Origin of the sequence: Martelella sp. AD-3, assembly GCF_001578105.1 — a bacterium.
Taxonomy (GTDB): domain Bacteria; phylum Pseudomonadota; class Alphaproteobacteria; order Rhizobiales; family Rhizobiaceae; genus Martelella.
On record NZ_CP014275.1, the window covers coordinates 1931973 to 1949402 of the forward strand.

A 17430-nucleotide genomic window follows, 5' to 3' on the forward strand; every position below is an offset into this window, starting at 1 on the left:
GGCATGACAGACCTTGCTCATCATATGCCGGCCGCCGGCTCGGTTTCCAGCGCCGCCCGCTCCAGGGCGGCACCCATGATCGTGGGACTGCGGATGCCAAAGTCGAAAGGCCCAGCCTTGCCGGAAATGACGGCCGAAGAAATGACGCTCTGTCTGGTGCGAACCGGACGGTCGCGCGATGTCGCCTCCTTCGAGCGCCTGTTCGTCCATTTCGGTCCGCGCATCCGCAGCTTCATGCTGAAGCGCGCGCTCGACGGACAACTGGCCGAGGAACTGATGCAGGAGACCATGATGATGGTCTGGCGCAAGGCCGCGCTGTTCGATCCGCAGCGCGGCAATGCGTCGGCCTGGGTCTTCACCCTTGCCCGCAATGTGATGATCGACAACCTGCGCAAGGCAAAACGTCCCGAGTTCGATCCGACCGATCCCGCTTTCGTGCCGGATGCCCCGGAGACGCCGGACATCAATTACGAACAGGATGAAACTGCCGTACGGATCCGGCAGGCGCTGGCCACCTTGCCGGAGGAACAGGCAGAGTTGCTGCGCATGTCGTTTTTCGAGGATATTTCACACAGCATGATCGCCGAAAAGACCAATCTGCCTCTCGGGACCGTGAAGTCCCGGATCCGGGCCGCGTTTTCGAGACTGAAAGCGGCGCTTGGAGAAGACCGATGACCCCGATCACTCACCACATCTCTGATGCCCTGTTGCTTGAGTATGCCGCCGGAACGCTGGAGGAAGGCTGGAGCCTTGCGGTTGCCACCCATCTCGCGCTCTGCCCGGACTGCCGCAAGCGCCTTGCGCTGATGGAGGCCGCAGGCGGCGCGCTGATCGAGAGCCTCGAGCCGGAAACGACGCCCGAGCGCGAGCGCGAGAGCTGGGAGGCCATGCTGCAGCGGCTGAAGGCAGAGCCGGCGGAAGAACCCGCTGCCGCCCCGCAACGGCCCGTAGGCGACGCCGATGTCGACCGCGCGATACCCGAGCCGCTGCGCTCCTATATCGGCGGCTCGCTGGAGGCGGTCGAATGGCGCCGCCTCGGCATTGGCGCAGCGCAATACCAGGTGCCCGTCGACGGCGATCTCAATGTGCGCCTGCTGCGCGTCGGGCCCGGCCGGCCCCTGCCTGAACACGGCCATGGCGGCCGCGAGCTGACGCTGATCCTGAAGGGCTGCTATCGCTGCGATGGCGAGGCTTTCGGGCCCGGCGACTTCGACGAGGAGGACGAGGAGACGGTGCACGAGCCGGTGGTGACGCCGGATGGCGAATGCATCTGTCTGATCGTGACAGACGCGCCCCTGAAATTCAAAAGCCGGATGATGCGCGTCGTCCAGCCGTTTCTCGGGATCTGAGGATGCGTCGATGACCCGCTACCTGATTGCCTTCGCCGTCATGGCCGCCTGTTTCTCGGTTCTTGACTTCATCTGGCTCGGCACGGTCGCTTTCAGCTTCTACGAGGCGCATATCGGCCAGTTGCTGCTGCCTTCTCCGAATTGGACCGCCGGTTTAAGTTTCTACTTCATGTACTTGATCGGCATATATTATTTTGTTGTTTATCCCGGCGTGAAAGCGCGCTCCTGGCGCAAGAGCCTCGTCAATGGCGCGGCGTTCGGCTTCATCGCCTACGGCACCTATGATCTTACCAACATGGCAACGCTGAAGGACTGGTCCTGGGCCGTTGTCGGCGTGGACATGGCCTGGGGCACGTTCGCGACCGGCCTGACCGGCTTCCTCAGCACCTTTGCGACAGGGCGGATCATGGCGCGCCGCGCGCAAACTTGACTCGGGCGCGTCCGTGGCGTTCAAACGGCTGACCGTTTCACCACGCAGAATGTCATGTTCAAGCTCACCCGACCCGCGACAGCCGAGCGCGAAATCAAGAAGAGCCGGTTTGCGACCATTGCCGCGCCGATTGCCGACGAGGCATCGGCCAGGGCCTTCATCGCGGAGAATGCCTTCGCCGACGCCAGCCACAATTGCTGGGCCTGGCGGATTGGCGCAGACTATCGTTTCTCCGATGACGGGGAGCCGGGCGGGACCGCCGGCAGGCCGATCCTGCAGGCAATCGAGGGGCAGGAACTCGACAATGTCGTCGTCGTCGTATCGCGCTGGTTCGGCGGCGTGAAGCTCGGCACGGGCGGGTTGGCGCGCGCCTATGGCGGCAGCGCCGCGGAATGCCTGCGCGAGGCGGAAAAGGAAGAGATCATCCCGACCACCGCGCTCGCCGTCGCGATCGCCTTCACCGATCTGGCGCTGGTCGAGTCGCGGCTCGAAGCCTTCGACGACATCGTCACGGCCGCGCGGGATTTTGACGCAAACGGCGCGGTGTTCCGCCTCGTTGTCCCCGACAAGAGGCTCGTGCCGCTCGCCGAATTACTGCGCGACCTGACGAACGGCCGCGCCGTGATTGATCCGGACATTCTGGCTGATCGCTCCCTTTCCACCTAAAAAAACTCGGTTCCGCCGCTTTCTTCCGCGAGCGCCGGGCCTATTTAGCCTATGGTGATGAGGCGCTGCGGGAGCCGGTGTGGTTTGCGCGGCGTTTTGACCGATCGATTTCTCTTTTCCGACAGAGGTGACCTTGATGCGCATGACTGCCCCCATTCTCGCTCTCGCCGTGCTTGCCGCCGGCTGCACCCAGCGCTCCGAAACGATCGGCGCCATGCCCGTCTCGCCGGGCGAATACGAGGGCGCGAGCTGCGCGCAGCTCGCTTCGCTGATGGTCTCGGAAAAGGACAGGCTGGAAGAGCTCTCGCGCCTGCAGGACGAGGAAATCGTCGGCGATTTCCGGGTGATGGGCGCAAATCTGGGCGCGGTGGCGGCCGAGGGCGCGGGCAACCAGGAAAACGCGATCGCCTATGCCAAGGGCAAGGTCAACGCGATCGACATCGCCATGCGCCGCAAGGGCTGCGCGATGTGAGCATCGCGCCCGGCGCGCGATGATGCGATGCGCCGGGCGGCCTGCCTTGGCGGATCGCATCCTTGTGTGTAGAAGAGGGCGACGCAGCGGAAAAGGCAGAGAATTGCATGACATCGGCAGGCGAACCGGAGGGGGAACGCCCCGAGGCTGAGGCCTCTTCCGGAAAGGCGCGCGGGGCGGCCCCCTGGCTCTGGCCCGGGCTGATCGCCGCCTCCGCCGCCCTTGTCGTGCTGCTTTCCCTTGCCGGCCTTCCGGCCGCTCTGCTGCTCGGGCCGATGCTCTCGGCCATTGCCTTCTCCTTTTTCGGTTTTCGCATCGCCGTGCCGCGCGCGCCCTTCAGCCTGGCCCAGGGCCTCGTCGGGCTGCTGATCGCGCGGACCATGACATGGCCGGTGGTGCAGGAGATCGGCCATGACTGGGCGATTTTCGCCGCCGGGGTGCTGTCCGTGGTCTTTGCCGCCGTCGCCCTTGGCTGGCTTCTGGCGCGGTTCCGGGTGCTGCCGGGAACGACGGCGATCTGGGGCGCCTTTCCGGGTGCCGCCACGGTGATGACGCTGATGTCCGGCTCCTTCGGGGCGGATATGCGGCTCGTCGCCTTCATGCAATATACCCGCGTCGTCATCGTCACCATCGTTGCCGCCACCATTGCCCGGCTCTGGACCGGAGCCGGCGGCGGGGGCGCGCCCGAGCCCATCCTCTGGCTGGCGGCGCCGGACTGGCAGGCGCTGCTGCAGACGCTCCTGCTCGTCGTCATCGGCGTCGTCATCGGCCGCCGCTCGGGCCTTCCGGCGGGCGCGATGATCGTGCCGGTGATCATCGGATCGGCGCTCAATGTTGCGGGCCTCGTGACAATCGAGCTGCCGCAGCCGCTGCTGGCCGCCTCCTATGCGCTGGTCGGCTGGGCGATCGGCGCGCGTTTCGACCGCGACGTCATCCGCCATGCCAGCCGGGCGCTGCCGCGCGTGCTCGCCTCCATCTTCGCGCTCGTGGCGATTTGCGCCGTGTTCGCCTTTCTGCTGGTGGAATTCGCCGGCATCGATCCGCTGTCCGCCTATCTCGCCACCAGCCCCGGCGGCGCGGATGCGGTTGCCATCATCTCCGCCTCGACCGATGTCGACATCGCCTTCGTCATGTCGATGCAGATCGCCCGTTTCTTCTTCGTCATGGCGCTCGGGCCGATGCTGGCGCGCTTTGTCGCCAGGCGGAGCCATTTTTAGGATAAAGCGCAAATAGCGTTGTCGGCCGCGGACGATCGGGTTAGCCTCAGTCAACCAATAAACAGGGTCAGGCGGAGGATATCCCATGTGCACGCGCATCTTCTATGAAACCGGAACGTCAACCTACATCACCGGGCGCTCGATGGACTGGCGCGACGTGACCATGCAGTCCGACCTCTGGGTGTTTCCACGCGGGATGGCCCGCAATGGCGGGGTGGGCGAGGGCTCGGCGACATGGACCTCGAAATATGGCTCGGTGATCGTCGCGATCTACAATCTCGCCACCTCCGACGGCATGAACGAGGCGGGCCTTGCCGGCAACATGCTCTATCTGGTGGAATCGTCCTATGGCGATCCGGCCGCGCGGGCAAAGCCGCTGATCTCGGTCGGCGCCTGGCTGCAATACATGCTCGACAATTTCGCGACCGTCGCGGAAGCGGCCGAGGCCATGGCCGACGACCCGCTGACGGTGATCACCGGCGAGGCGCCCAACGGCGCGCCGGCGACCGTGCATCTGGCGCTTTCCGATGCCTCCGGCGACAGCGCGATCTTCGAATTCGTCGGCGGCAAGCTCACCATCCATCACGGCCGCGACTATCGCGTGATGACCAATTCGCCGACCTATGACCAGCAGCTTGCCATCAACGGCTACTGGAACCTCGTCGGCGGCAAGAGTTTTCTTCCGGGCACGGTGAACGCTGCCGACCGCTTCGCCCGCGCCAGCTACAACCTGAAATCCGCAACGCCGCTGAAGGACCGCCGCGCCGCACTCGCCTCCGTGTTCTCGCAGGTGCGCGCGATCTCGACCCCGCTCGGCATGTCCGACCCCGAAAAACCCAACATCGCCTCCACCCTCTGGCGCACCGTCGCCGAACACGACCACCGCCGCTACTATTTCGACTCCGTCATCAACCCTTCGGTGTTCTGGGTCGATCTTGCGGATTTCGACCTCTCCGAGGGGGCTCCGGCGAAGACGCTGGGGCTGAGCGATCCGGCGCTGCCGGGCGGGGATGTCGCGGGGCTGATGAAAGCGGCGGCGCCGTTTGAGTTTCTGGTGCCTTGAGTGGGCACGGCGGACGCGCAGCAAACCGCTGATGTTGCCGCCTACCAAAAACCTCCCAGCCCACAATCTCTCCCCTTGAGGGAGAGATGCCCCGACAGGGGCAGAGAGGGGTGAACCCTTTCCGAGAGCACGGCGTTTGCGGCGTATGCCCGATACCCCTCTCTGTCGCGTTCGCGACATCTCCCCCTCAAGGGGGGAGATTGGTGGCGGTCAGGTCGTACAAATCGCGTCGTGAGAACCAGCCTGAGGCTCCAGAAAACCCAACCGCGCCTTCACCCTCTGGCGCACCGTCGCCGAACATGACCACCGCCGCGACTATTTCGACAGCGTCATCAACCCGTCGGTGTTCCGGGTGGATCTCAAGGATTTCGATCTCTCCGAGCGGGCTCCGGCGAAGACGCTGGGGCTGAACGATCCGGCCCTGCCGGGCGGGGACGTTGCGGGGCTGATGAAAGCGGCGGCGCCGTTTGAGTTTCTGGTGCCGTGAGAGGGGCGGGGTGGACGGTCCAGCCAACCGCTGATGCTGCCGCCTCCCAAAAACCTCCCAGCCCACAATCTCTCCCCTTGAGGGAGAGATGCCCCGACAGGGGCAGAGAGGGGTGAACCCTTTAGCCGGCCTGTTCACAGGAATAGGGGGCCATTCGCCCAGAAGGTCTTACACCGTGCGCCGGTGCTTGCCACTGATGCTATCACCTCTCCGCGTCATCCTCGGGCTTGACCCGAGGATCTAAGCACCTCTCCCAACGAGAAGCGCGAGCGGATTTGCGTAAGTACCTCACCTCAGATAAGCCGCAAGCTCCTGTCGCCTCAGACGTGATTGGATCCTCGGGTCAAGCCCGAGGATGACGCGGAAGTGTGGCGAGGCTTTCCGCAAAACGAAGGCCGACGTTTCCGCCGGCCTCAATTTACGTTTTAGTTTTAGCGTTATCGCGCGCCTCTACTCCGCAGCCTCCGCATAATCACTCATCGGAGGGCAGGCGCACACCAGATTCCGGTCCCCATAGACATTGTCCACGCGGTTGACCGGTGGCCAGTATTTGTCGACGCGGAAGGCGCCGGGGGGGAAGCAGGCTTCCTCGCGGGAATAGGGGTGGGTCCATTCGCCGACAAGATCTTCCACCGTGTGCGGGGCGTTTTTGAGCGGGTTGTCGACGCGGTCGGCGCGGCCGTCCTCGATGGCGCGGACTTCCTCGCGGATTGCCAGCAGCGCATCGCAGAAACGATCAAGCTCGGCCTTGGTCTCCGATTCCGTCGGCTCGATCATCAGCGTGCCGGGAACCGGAAAGCTCATCGTGGGCGCATGGAAGCCGCAATCGATCAGGCGCTTGGCGATATCGTCGACTGAGACGTCGGCGCTCTCCTTCAGGGGCCTTGTGTCGATGATGCATTCATGCGCGACGCGGCCCTTGTCCGACTTGTAGAGCACGTCATAGGCGCCCTTCAGCCGGGCGGCGATATAGTTGGCGTTGAGGATCGCCACGCGCGTTGCCTGCGTTAGCCCTTCGCCGCCCATCATCAGGCAATAGCTCCAGGAGATCGGCAGGATCGACGGCGAGCCAAACGGGGCGGCCGAGACCGCGCCGCCTGCCGCGTCCGTCGCCGGATTGCCGGGCAGATGCGGCGCGAGATGCGCCTTGACGCCGATCGGCCCCATGCCCGGACCGCCGCCGCCATGGGGAATGCAGAAGGTCTTGTGCAGGTTGAGGTGGCTGACATCCGAGCCGATATCGCCCGGTCGCGAAAGCCCCACCATCGCGTTCATATTGGCCCCGTCGAGATAGACCTGGCCGCCATATTTATGCGTGATGTCGCAGACTTCCTTCACCGTCGCCTCGAACACGCCATGGGTCGAGGGATAGGTGATCATGCAGGCGGCGAGGTTTTCGGCGTGTTGCGCGGCCTTTTCGGCGAAATCATCGAGGTCGATATCGCCATTGTCGCGCGATTTGACCGGCACCACCGTCATGCCGGCCATCTGCGCGGAGGCCGGATTGGTGCCGTGCGCGGAGGTCGGGATCAGGCAGATGTCGCGGTGGGCATCGCCATTGGCGCGATGGAAGCGGCGGATCGTCAGAAGTCCGGCATATTCGCCCTGCGCGCCGGAATTCGGCTGCATGGAGAAGGCGTCATAGCCGGTGATGGCGCAAAGCTTGTCCGACAGGTCCTCGATCATCTCGCGATAGCCGAGCGCCTGGTTTTCCGGCGCAAAGGGATGAATGTCGGCAAATTCCGGCCAGGTGATCGGCAGCATTTCCACCGTGGCATTGAGCTTCATCGTGCACGAGCCGAGCGGGATCATCGCCCGGTCCAGCGCCAGATCGCGGTCGGCGAGGCGGCGCATATAGCGGGTCATCTCGCTTTCCGCACGGTTCATGTGGAAGATCGGATGCGTCATGTAAACGCTTGTGCGCAATAGGCTTTTCGGAAGGCGATAATCCGCCTCGAACTCGGCGATCGTAAACTTGCCGCCAAAGGCCTCCCACACCGCTTCCACATGGGCGGGACGGGTGCGCTCGTTGACGGAGATGCCGATCTTCGTTTCGCCGACCTTGCGGAGGTTGACGTTGTTCTCCACGGCGTTTCTGAGGATAAGACCCTGAACCGCGCCGACCTCGACCGTGATCGTGTCGAAGAAGGTTTCGGGCTCGACCGTGAAGCCGAGCGTTTCCAGCCCCTTGGCCAGCAGCACGCCCTTGCGGTGCACCTGCTGGGCAATCGCCTTCAGCCCGTCCGGCCCGTGGAAGACGCCATACATGGCGGCCATGACGGCGAGCAGAACCTGGGCGGTGCAGATGTTCGACGTCGCCTTCTCGCGGCGGATATGCTGTTCGCGCGTCTGCAGCGCCAGGCGATAGGCGCGGTTGCCGCGGCTGTCCACCGAAACGCCGACGAGACGGCCGGGCATGGAGCGCTTGTAGGCGTCCTTGACCGCCATATAGGCCGCATGCGGGCCGCCATAGCCGAGCGGCACGCCGAAGCGCTGGGAGGAGCCGATGGCGATATCCGCATCCATCTCGCCAGGCGATTTCAGAAGCGTCAGCGCCAGCGGATCGGCGGCGATCGTGGCGATGGCCTTCGCCTCATGCATCGCTGCAATCACATTGGTGAAGTCGTTCACATGGCCATGGGTGCCGGGATACTGGAACAGGGCGCCGAAGACGTCTTCCGCCTTCAGGTCGGTGAAGGGGTTGCCGATGATGATCTGCCAGCCGAGCGGTTCGGAGCGGGTCTTCAGCAGCGCGATCGTCTGCGGATGACAGTTCTCGTCGACGAAGAAGGCGGTTGCCTTCGATTTCGCCACGCGGTTGGCCATGGCCATGGCTTCTGCGGCCGCCGTCGCCTCGTCCAGAAGCGAGGCATTGGCGATGTCGAGGCCGGTAAGGTCCGCCATCATCGTCTGGAAGTTCAGGAGCGCCTCGAGGCGCCCCTGGCTGATTTCCGGCTGATAGGGCGTATAGGCCGTGTACCAGGCCGGGTTCTCCAGAATGTTGCGCTGGATCACCGGCGGCACGATGGTCGGGTTATAGCCCTGGCCGATCATCGAGACCATCGGCCTGTTCTTGTTGGCGGTCTCGCGCAGCTTGTCGAGCGCCTCGCGCTCGGTCATCGCCGGGCCCCAGGCAAGCGGCTGCTCCTGGCGGATTTCGGCAGGGACCGTGTCGTCGATCAGCGCCTCGAGGCTGTCATAGCCGATCGTCTCCAGCATCGCCTCCATCTCGGCCGGCGAGGGGCCGATATGGCGGCGATTGGCGAAGTCGTAGGGCTGGTAATCGGTGAACTGGAATTCGGCAGGCGTCGTCATCAGGCGATGAACTCCCTGTAGGCCGCTTCGTCCATCAGCGCATCGGCGTCGGCGGGGTTGGCGAGCTTCAGCTTGAAGAACCATCCGCCGTCCATGGGCTCGGCGTTGACGAGTTCGGGATTGTCGGTGATCGCCGCGTTGATCTCGGTGATCTCGCCGGCAAGCGGGCAGAACACGTCCGAGGCGGCCTTGACCGATTCGACGGTGGCGGCGTCGTCATTCTTCTCGAAGGTGGCGCCGACTTCCGGCAGTTCGACGAAAACGAGGTCGCCGAGCTGTTCTGCGGCATGCGCCGTGATGCCGACGGTCGCGATGCCGTCCTCGATCTTAAGCCATTCATGTTCTTCGGTAAATTTGATGGTCATGATGAAATAATCCCGCTCAGCGCTTGTAGGTGGGTTTGATAAAGGGGGTATCGGTGATGGTGACGGGCAGGTACTTGCCGCGCACTTCCGCATAGAGGGTCGTGCCGGTCTCGGCGTGGTCTGCTGCCACATAGCCCATGGCGACAGGCACGCCGACGGAGGGGCCGAAGCCGCCGGAGGTGACGTGGCCGATTTCGGTTTCGCCCTTGTCATCGGCATAGAGTTTTGCCGGCGGGCGGATGGGCGCGCGGCCTTCCGCCTTCAGCCCGACGCGCAGGCGTTTCGCGCCGTCGGCAAGCTGCCCGAAGATGATATCTGCCCCGGGGAAGCCGCCTTCGCGGTCGCCGCCGGGCCTGCGGGCCTTCTGCATGCCCCAGACGAGTGCCGCCTCCACCGGGGTCGTGGTTTCGTCGATGTCGTTTCCGTAGAGACAAAGACCCGCTTCCAGCCTGAGCGAATCGCGCGCGCCGAGGCCGATCGGCGCGCAGTCCTCATGGGCCAGCAGCGCGCGGGCCAGCGCCGCGGCATGTTCGGCTGGCACGGAAATCTCGAAGCCGTCCTCGCCGGTGTAGCCGGAGCGCGAAATCACGCAGGTCACGCCCAGGATTTCGCAGGCGCGCACATCCATGAATTTCATCTCGGCAACGGCCGGGCAGAGCGGCGCCAGCACGGCTTCGGCCTTGGGACCCTGCAAGGCCAAAAGCGCCTTGTCTTCGAAATGCGTCTCCACCGCGCAGAGATCGGAGAGATAGGCCTTCATATGGGCAAGGTCGGCGTCCTTGCAGGCGGCGTTGACGATGATGAGCAGGTGATCGCCGCGGTTGGCGACCATCAGGTCGTCCAGAATGCCTCCGTTTTCATTGGTGAAAAAGGCGTAGCGCTGGCGGCCGGGCTTGAGGCCGAGAATGTCGACCGGCACCAGTTTTTCCAGCGCGATCGCCGCATCGGCGAGGTTGCCGGAGCGCGGTTTCAGCCAGACCTGGCCCATATGCGAGACATCGAAAAGGCCTGCCTTTTCACGGGTATGCAGGTGTTCCTTGAGAACGCCCATCGGGTATTGCACCGGCATGTCATAGCCGGCAAAGGGCACCATACGGGCACCAAGCTCCAGATGAAGCGCGTGAAGCGGGGTTTTTTCTAGCGGTTCTTGCGAGACCAAGACTTGCCTCCGGATTGCGTTTGACGAAAACGCCGGCTCAAAGGGGCGGGCGCGTGTGACATGCCCGTTTCGAATGAGCCCCCTCTGTCCCGTGTGCCTGAGATTATTATCCCTTCGGCCGGTCCCGGCGGATGCCGGACCTTGTCTCCAGAGTTCAGAAATACGCGCTGGTCCTTTGGCCTGAGAGTTTCCGGGGCAGTTGCTCCTTCGGCACCGCTTCACAGAAAGCGGGTTCTCCCAACGCGAATTTTGAAACGGATTATCCAAGTTGTGGCGGGATTTGCAAGAGGCAAGCGTCCGCCGGCCGAAATATCCACGGCGGGCGTCATCGACCTTCGGCAAGGACGGCTGAAGAGGGGGTGGGCAGAAGGCGGAGGAGGGGCTAGTAAGGTGGGAGCCCAAGACCCTGGAAACCGGACGGACATCCTCTCGTGTCAACCATCCTCTCCCATGCCCTCATCGTTGCCGCCGGCGGAGCGCTCGGCTCGGTCGGACGCTATCTCGTCGGCGTCCTCGCCATCAGGCTCTGGGGACCGCAATTTCCGTGGGGCACATTCGTCGTCAATGTCGTTGGATCGCTCATGATCGGGCTCCTGGTGGAGGCGGTCGCGCGGGCGCTCAACCAGTCGGCGGAAATGCGGATGTTCATGGTCACCGGTTTCCTTGGCGGTTTCACCACGTTCTCGTCGTTTTCGCTCGATGCCATGACGATGATCGAAAGGGGCGATTTGCTGCATGCCGTCGCCTATATCGCTGCAAGCCTTCTCCTCGCGCTGATCGCGGTATTCGCAGGCCTCGCGATCGGACGGATGGTGTTCTAAACCCATTTCAATCCGGTGCGTCATGCGATAGAAGCCACGGCTTGAAAGAAGGGTTTTCGCACTATGGCGGGTATTGAACATATCAAGGTGGATCAGGACGAGGCGGGCATGCGGCTCGACCGATGGTTCAAGCTGCATTATCCGGGGCTTGGCTTCGGCGCGCTGCAGAAGCTGCTGCGCTCCGGCCAGATCCGCGTCGACGGCGGTCGGGTCAAGAGCGACACGCGCGTCGAGCCGGGTCAGATGGTCCGCATCCCGCCAATGAACGTCGACCCGAAGACGTCTGGCCCCATACCGGGCAGGGACCTCAGGCACTCGCCCGACGGCGAGCTTCTGTCGCGCATGCTGCTGCATGAGGATGAGCGCGTGTTTGTGCTGAACAAGCCCGCGGGACTGGCCGTGCAGGGCGGGTCCGGCGTCGTGCGCCATATCGACAAGATGCTGGAGGCCTGGACCAACAAGAAGGGCGAAAAGCCGCGGCTTGTCCACCGCCTTGACCGCGACACGTCCGGCGTTCTGGTGATCGCCCGCTCGCGCCGCGCCGCGCAGTCGCTGACCGAGGCGTTTGGCCACCGCACCACGAAGAAGACCTACTGGTCTCTGGTCAAGGGCGTGCCGCGCAAACGGGAAGACAAGGTCTCGACCTGGCTGGTGAAGGAGCAGACGCCGGACGGCGACAGGATGCGGATCGCCAGACACGGCGAGCCCGATTCCGACCACGCTGTTTCCTATTACCGGGTCATCGATACGGCCGCCCACACGCTTTCCTGGCTGGAGATGGAGCCCTATACCGGGCGGACCCACCAGTTGCGCGTCCATGCGCTTCACATCGGACACCCGATCATCGGCGATCCGAAATATTTCGACGATGACCCGAACTGGGAATTCCCGGGCGGTATCCAGAAGCGGTTGCACCTGCATGCCCGCCATATCGATGTGCCCCATCCCGACGGCGGCAGGCTGAAGGTCACGGCACCCCTGCCGCCGCATATGGTGCAAAGCTGGAATCTTCTCGGCTTCGATGCCGATCGCGAAGATCTCGACAAGGACTGAGACAGGGACTGACATGAAGCTCGTATTGTTTGACTGCGACGGCACGCTGGTCGACAGCGCCGTGCGCATCCATGAGACCATGCGCCGCGCCTTTGTCGCCTACGGTCATCCCGAACCCACGCTCGCAGAGACCAAGACGATCATCGGCCTGTCGCTCGACTACGCGATTGCCCGGCTGCTCGGCAGGCACCGGATCGATGACGAGGTTCTGGCGATCCGGGTGAAGTTCAAGTCGCTCTTTGCCGAAGTCCATTCCGATCCCAACATGATGGAGCAGCTGTTTCCCGGCATTGCCGAGCTGATCGACGGCCTTGCCGCGCGCGGCGACGTCGCCATCGGCGCGGTCACCGGCAATTCGCGGCGGGGCCTGACCCATGTTCTGGATTTGCATGGACTGGCGCCGCGATTTACCGTCTCGCGCACAGCCGATGACTGCCCCTCCAAGCCGCATCCGGCCATGGTGCTTGAATGCTGCGCAGAAGCGGGTTTCAATCCGGCGGATGCGGTGATCATCGGCGATGCCGTGTTCGACATGGAGATGGCGGTGAAGGCCGGATCCCATGCGATCGGCGTTGCCTGGGGTTACGGCGAGATCGCCGATCTGCAGGATGCCGGAGCGGGCGCGATCGTCTGGCATCCGGAAGAAATCTTGAAACTCGTCTGAGCCGGGAGTGCTCCCCATGAAGCTGGTGCTTTTTGATTGTGACGGAACGCTGGTCGACAGCCTGGCGATCATTCAGGAGACCATGGCCCGCACCTTCCGCGCCTTCGGACACGAGGCGCCGGATGAGCAGGCAACACGCGGCACGGTGGGGCTAACGCTGGACGTGGCGATTGCCGGGCTTCTGGGGCGTGAAGATGTCGATCATGAATGCCGGGACATGATGGGCTATTACCGCTCGCTTTTCGCCGAGGTGCGGCGTGACCCCGCCATGCAGGAAAAACTCTATGACGGCGTCGCCGCCATGCTGGCGCATCTCTTCCTGCAGGACGATATTCTCGTCGGCGCGGTCACCGGCAAGTCGCGGCGCGGGCTCGACCACATGCTGAAAACCCATGGCTACAGCGAAAAATTCATTACCACGCGCACGGCCGATGACTGTCCGTCCAAGCCGCACCCGGCCATGGTGCTGGAATGCTGCGATGAAACGGGCATGCGGCCGGAGCAGGCGGTGGTGATCGGCGACACGGTGTTCGACATCCAGATGGCCTGTTCCGCCGGTTCCGCGGCCGTCGGCGTTTCCTGGGGCTATGGCGCGCCGGATGCGCTGAAGCTCGCCGGCGCGGCGGCGATCGCCGAGACGCCGGATGATATTCTGAATTTCGTTCTGAAGGGTGCATGATGACCAATGATCCCATCCGCCGGTCGCAGGAACTGATGCGCGCCGAACTGCCGAAAAAATTCTATGCCGAGGCAACTGTCGTCGCCGAAGGCGAGGGCTTTGCGGTGAAGCTCGACGGCCGGCCGGTCAAGACCCCGTCGCGAAAGCCCCTGATCCTGCCGACGGAGGCCGCTGCCGAGTATGTGCGGGCCGAATGGCAGGCGCAGGAGAAGGTCATCGATCCGGCGAAAATGCCGATGACGCGGCTTGCCAACACCATCATCGACGGCGTGGCCGTGAATGCCGAGGCAGTGTTCGAGGAGATCGTCAGCTATGCCGGCAACGACATGCTGTTCTATCGCGCCGAAAGCCCGGAGGAGCTCGTTGCCCGGCAGTCCGAGCGCTGGGGGCCGGTGCTTGACTGGATGGCCGAGGAATATGGCGCGCGCTTCGTGCTGGTGGAGGGCGTGATGTTCGCCGAACAGCCGACCGAAAGCCTTGAGGCCTTCCGGCGGGAACTTGCGCATCACCGGGCGCCGTTCGAGCTTGGCGCGCTGCATGTGATGACGACGCTGACCGGTTCGGCGCTGGTGACGCTGGCGCTGGCGCGCGGCCGCCTGACGCTTGATGAGGCCTGGGCGCTCGGCAATCTCGAGGAAGACTGGACGATCGAACTCTGGGGCCATGACGAGGAGGCCGCCCGCCGCCGCGCCAGGCGGTTCGAGGACATGCAGGCGGCCCACAGTCTGTTCGTCGCGCTGAAACGCTGATTGGAGCGGCCTAAAGCCGCTCCGCGTGCCAGCGCAGGTGATCGTCCATGAAGGTGGAGATGAAGTAGTAGGAGTGGTCATAGCGCTCGTGCATTCGGAGCGTCAGCGCGATGTCCGTATCCTTGACCGCCGCCTCGAACAGCCAGGGCTTCAGCCCTTCCTCGAGAAAGCCGTCGGCCGTGCCCTGGTCGATCAGGAATTCGGGAAACCGGGCGCCGGCGGCAACCAGCGCGCAGGCGTCATGCTTGCGCCAGACATCCGGGTCCGTTCCGAGATATTTCTCGAACGCGCCCTGCGCCCAGGGAGAGGTCGAGGGCGACACGATCGGCGCGAAAGCCGAGCAACTCCTGTAGCGATCGGGATATTTGAGCGCGAAGGTCATGGCGCCGTGGCCGCCCATGGAATGGCCGAAAATGCCCTGGCGCTCCATGTCGGCGCGGAAGCTGCCGGCGATCAGCGCTGGCAGTTCCTTGGTGATGTAGGTTTCCATCCGGTAGTTCAGCGCATAGGGGCTTTCGGTGGCGTCCACATAGAAGCCCGCGCCCTGGCCGAGTTGCCAGTTCGTGAGCGAATCGGGAACGTCCTTGCCGCGCGGGCTCGTATCCGGGCAGACGATGATCAGGCCCAGTTCGGCCGCCATGCGGCGATATTCGCCCTTTTCCATCACATTGGCATGGGTGCAGGTGAGTCCCGAGAGATACCAGAGCACGGGGCAGGGGCGTTCGGTCGCCTGCGGCGGCACGAAAACCGCGAAGGTCATCTCGCAATTGCAGGCTTCCGAATCATGGGAAAAGACGGCCTGCATGCCGCCAAAAGCCGTGTTCTCGGACAGGATGTTCATGATCTTCCCTTCGTTTCGTCATCAGGCTTGGCTTGAATGGATTTCGCCTGCCGGCAGAGCCGCTCCATGGCCTGCAGGAAGGCCGAGCGATCTTTCGGCGAGAAGGCGGCGTTATACCCCTTGCTCTCGCCGGTCTCGCGCAGATGCTGGCCGAGATCGCGCATGGCCCGCGCCATGCCGATATTGGCCTGATCGAACAGCCGGCCCGTCGGCCCGGTCACCAGCGCACCCGCGGCAACGCACCGTTCGGCGAGCGGCACATCGGCGGTAACGACGATATCGCCGAGGCCGGCGCGTTCGGCGATCCAGTCGTCGGCGGCATCGAAGGCGCCGGAGACGATGACGTTCGCGATCATCGGATCGCGCGACGGCCTGAGGCCGGAATTGGCCACGAAGGTGACGGGCATATCATGGCGTCCGGCGACCTTGGTGACCTCGGCCTTTACCGGGCAGGCATCGGCATCGACATAGATCATCCGGCGACTTCCGTTTGCATTCCGGCGGCATCACGCACCATGTCGATATGCGGGATGCCGTCCTCCAGATATTCTTTCGACACGGTCTCGAAACCGAAGCCCGCATAAAAGCGCTCGAGATGCGCCTGGGCGGAAATCGCGATCGGGGCGCCGGGCGCAAGCCTTTCGCAGGCGGCGACCGCTTCGCCCATCAGCCGTTCGCCAAGCTTTTGTCCCCGATGGGAGGGCGCGACGACGATACGGCCGATGCGCGCCTGCCTGCCCGTTCCCGGCGCGAAGATGCGGCCATAGGCGACCGGCTTGCCGTCCTCAAGAAGGCGCAGGTGAAGCGCCTCCGCATCCTTCCCGTCGAGCTCGGGATAGGAGCAGTTCTGCTCCACCACGAAGACGTCAACGCGCAATTTCAGCACGTCATAAAGTTCGCCCGCAGTGAGCGCGTCCATGCGGGCGATATCGACGGTAAGCGAACCCATCAGTAGACGACGACCGAGCGGATGCTTTCGCCCCTGTGCATCATGTCGAAGCCCTTGTTGATGTCCTCGAGCTTCAGGAGATGCGTGATCATCGGGTCGATCTCGATCTTGCCGTCCATGTACCAGTCGACGATCTTCGGCACGTCCGTGCGCCCGCGCGCGCCGCCGAAGGCCGTGCCCATCCAGGAGCGGCCGGTGACGAGCTGGAACGGACGGGTGGAGATTTCCTGTCCAGCGCCGGCAACGCCGATGACGACCGACTTGCCCCAGCCGCGATGCGAGCATTCGAGCGCCTGACGCATGACGGTGGTGTTGCCGGTGCAGTCGAACGTGTAGTCGGCCCCGCCGATCGTGTCATTGCCGCGCTTGGTCAGGTTGATGAGATAGGGAACGACATCCTCGCCGATTTCCTTCGGATTGACGAAATGGGTCATGCCGAACCGCTCGCCCCATTCCTTCTTGTCATTGTTGATGTCGACGCCGATGATCATGTCGGCGCCGGCAAGGCGCAGGCCCTGGATGACATTGAGGCCGATGCCGCCGAGACCGAAGACGACGGCGGTCGCGCCGACTTCCACCTTGGCCGTGTTGATGACCGCGCCGACGCCGGTCGTCACGCCGCAGCCGATGTAGCAGACCTTGTCGAAGGGCGCGTCGGGGTTGATCCTGGCGACCGCGATTTCCGGAAGGACCGTGAAGTTCGCAAACGTCGAGCAGCCCATATAGTGATGGATCGGCTTGCCGTCGAGCGAGAAGCGCGAGGTGCCGTCCGGCATCAGCCCCTGGCCCTGGGTCGAGCGGATGGCGGTGCAGAGATTGGTCTTGCGTGACAGGCAGGACGGGCATTCGCGGCATTCCGGGGTATAGAGCGGGATGACATGGTCGCCCTTCCTGACAGAGGTGACGCCCGGCCCGACGTCGACCACGACGCCCGCACCCTCATGGCCGAGGATCGCCGGGAAGATGCCTTCCGGATCGGCGCCGGAGAGCGTGAAGTCGTCCGTGTGGCAAAGGCCCGTCGCCTTCACCTCGATCAGGACTTCGCCTTCCTTCGGGCCTTCAAGTTGAACGGTCATGACTTCGAGCGGTTTTCCTGCTTCGACCGCTACGGCTGCGCGCACATCCATCGGTGTCTCTCCACTATCGCCTTT

The 17430-nt window shown here is 63.9% G+C and carries 20 protein-coding genes and 1 riboswitch; of the genes, 13 read left to right on the top strand and 7 right to left on the bottom strand.

The annotated features are described in order from the left end of the window. The first annotated feature begins 75 nt into the window (after positions 1-75). The 8 genes from AZF01_RS08960 (at position 76) to AZF01_RS24645 (ending at position 5684) form a co-directional block, all read left to right on the top strand. Positions 76-675: a sigma-70 family RNA polymerase sigma factor gene (locus AZF01_RS08960; protein ID WP_245308955.1), complete on the top strand. Its 600-nt coding sequence runs from the start codon at positions 76-78 to the stop codon at positions 673-675. After that, complete coding sequence (locus tag AZF01_RS08965) at positions 672-1349, top strand: ChrR family anti-sigma-E factor (protein WP_024709899.1); 678 nt, start codon at positions 672-674, stop codon at positions 1347-1349. Before AZF01_RS08960 ends, AZF01_RS08965 begins: the two co-directional genes overlap by 4 nt. A gap of 10 nt (positions 1350-1359) precedes the next feature. Next, positions 1360-1779 carry a DUF2177 family protein gene (locus AZF01_RS08970; RefSeq protein WP_024709900.1) on the top strand — a complete coding sequence of 140 codons (420 nt, stop codon included), beginning with the start codon at positions 1360-1362 and terminating at the stop codon, positions 1777-1779. A gap of 54 nt (positions 1780-1833) precedes the next feature. Further along, on the top strand, positions 1834-2445 hold the full coding sequence (locus tag AZF01_RS08975; RefSeq protein ID WP_024709901.1) for a YigZ family protein: 612 nt from the start codon (positions 1834-1836) through the stop codon (positions 2443-2445). Between the two features lie 136 nt (positions 2446-2581). Beyond that, positions 2582-2917, top strand: a complete 336-nt coding sequence (locus AZF01_RS08980) for a hypothetical protein (protein WP_024709902.1) — start codon at positions 2582-2584, stop codon at positions 2915-2917. Positions 2918-3024: 107 nt separating this feature from the next. After that, on the top strand, positions 3025-4134 hold the full coding sequence (locus AZF01_RS08985) for an AbrB family transcriptional regulator (protein ID WP_024709903.1): 1110 nt from the start codon (positions 3025-3027) through the stop codon (positions 4132-4134). Between the two features lie 85 nt (positions 4135-4219). Beyond that, positions 4220-5197: a linear amide C-N hydrolase gene (locus AZF01_RS08990; RefSeq protein ID WP_024709904.1), complete on the top strand. Its 978-nt coding sequence runs from the start codon at positions 4220-4222 to the stop codon at positions 5195-5197. A gap of 352 nt (positions 5198-5549) precedes the next feature. Continuing rightward, on the top strand, positions 5550-5684 hold the full coding sequence (locus tag AZF01_RS24645; protein WP_256389216.1) for a hypothetical protein: 135 nt from the start codon (positions 5550-5552) through the stop codon (positions 5682-5684). A gap of 450 nt (positions 5685-6134) precedes the next feature. Here AZF01_RS24645 and gcvP read toward each other — a convergent pair whose 3' ends face one another. Genes gcvP through gcvT form a run of 3 tightly spaced genes read right to left on the bottom strand, consistent with a single transcriptional unit; the run spans position 6135 to position 10457 of the window. Beyond that, the gene (gene gcvP / locus AZF01_RS08995) at positions 6135-8999 is read right to left on the bottom strand and encodes an aminomethyl-transferring glycine dehydrogenase (RefSeq protein ID WP_024709905.1); all 2865 of its coding nucleotides are present in this window, start codon (positions 8997-8999) and stop codon (positions 6135-6137) included. Next, the gene (gene gcvH / locus AZF01_RS09000; RefSeq protein WP_024709906.1) at positions 8999-9364 is read right to left on the bottom strand and encodes a glycine cleavage system protein GcvH; all 366 of its coding nucleotides are present in this window, start codon (positions 9362-9364) and stop codon (positions 8999-9001) included. Before gcvH ends, gcvP begins: the two co-directional genes overlap by 1 nt. A 16-nt stretch (positions 9365-9380) precedes the next feature. Further along, positions 9381-10457: a glycine cleavage system aminomethyltransferase GcvT gene (gene gcvT, locus AZF01_RS09005; RefSeq protein ID WP_244435615.1), complete on the bottom strand. Its 1077-nt coding sequence runs from the start codon at positions 10455-10457 to the stop codon at positions 9381-9383. 224 nt (positions 10458-10681) lie between these two features. After that, positions 10682-10773: riboswitch (glycine riboswitch) on the bottom strand. Between the two features lie 181 nt (positions 10774-10954). On the opposite strand from gcvT, the gene crcB reads away from it, so the two are divergent. The 5 genes from crcB to AZF01_RS09030 all read left to right on the top strand — a co-directional run bounded on the left by crcB (position 10955) and on the right by AZF01_RS09030 (position 14489). Beyond that, positions 10955-11344 carry a fluoride efflux transporter CrcB gene (crcB, locus tag AZF01_RS09010; protein WP_024709908.1) on the top strand — a complete coding sequence of 130 codons (390 nt, stop codon included), beginning with the start codon at positions 10955-10957 and terminating at the stop codon, positions 11342-11344. 63 nt (positions 11345-11407) lie between these two features. Continuing rightward, positions 11408-12397, top strand: coding sequence for an RluA family pseudouridine synthase (locus AZF01_RS09015; RefSeq protein ID WP_024709909.1), 990 nt, complete (start codon positions 11408-11410; stop codon positions 12395-12397). Between the two features lie 13 nt (positions 12398-12410). Beyond that, positions 12411-13061 carry an HAD-IA family hydrolase gene (locus tag AZF01_RS09020; RefSeq protein WP_024709910.1) on the top strand — a complete coding sequence of 217 codons (651 nt, stop codon included), beginning with the start codon at positions 12411-12413 and terminating at the stop codon, positions 13059-13061. A gap of 16 nt (positions 13062-13077) precedes the next feature. Next, positions 13078-13740, top strand: a complete 663-nt coding sequence (locus tag AZF01_RS09025; protein WP_024709911.1) for an HAD-IA family hydrolase — start codon at positions 13078-13080, stop codon at positions 13738-13740. Further along, positions 13740-14489 carry an ATP12 family chaperone protein gene (locus AZF01_RS09030; RefSeq protein ID WP_244435614.1) on the top strand — a complete coding sequence of 250 codons (750 nt, stop codon included), beginning with the start codon at positions 13740-13742 and terminating at the stop codon, positions 14487-14489. Before AZF01_RS09025 ends, AZF01_RS09030 begins: the two co-directional genes overlap by 1 nt. Before the next feature lie 10 nt (positions 14490-14499). On the opposite strand, the gene fghA is transcribed toward AZF01_RS09030, so the two are convergent. Genes fghA through AZF01_RS09050 form a run of 4 tightly spaced genes read right to left on the bottom strand, consistent with a single transcriptional unit; the run spans position 14500 to position 17406 of the window. After that, positions 14500-15330 (bottom strand): S-formylglutathione hydrolase, encoded by an 831-nt coding sequence (gene fghA / locus AZF01_RS09035; RefSeq protein ID WP_024709913.1) that lies wholly within the window; start codon positions 15328-15330, stop codon positions 14500-14502. Continuing rightward, positions 15327-15806: a YaiI/YqxD family protein gene (locus AZF01_RS09040; RefSeq protein ID WP_024709914.1), complete on the bottom strand. Its 480-nt coding sequence runs from the start codon at positions 15804-15806 to the stop codon at positions 15327-15329. Before AZF01_RS09040 ends, fghA begins: the two co-directional genes overlap by 4 nt. Further along, entirely contained in the window at positions 15803-16279 is a 477-nt protein-coding gene (locus AZF01_RS09045) for a GNAT family N-acetyltransferase (RefSeq protein WP_024709915.1), read from the bottom strand. Before AZF01_RS09045 ends, AZF01_RS09040 begins: the two co-directional genes overlap by 4 nt. Further along, on the bottom strand, positions 16279-17406 hold the full coding sequence (locus AZF01_RS09050; protein ID WP_024709916.1) for an S-(hydroxymethyl)glutathione dehydrogenase/class III alcohol dehydrogenase: 1128 nt from the start codon (positions 17404-17406) through the stop codon (positions 16279-16281). Before AZF01_RS09050 ends, AZF01_RS09045 begins: the two co-directional genes overlap by 1 nt. Positions 17407-17430 lie beyond the last annotated feature (24 nt).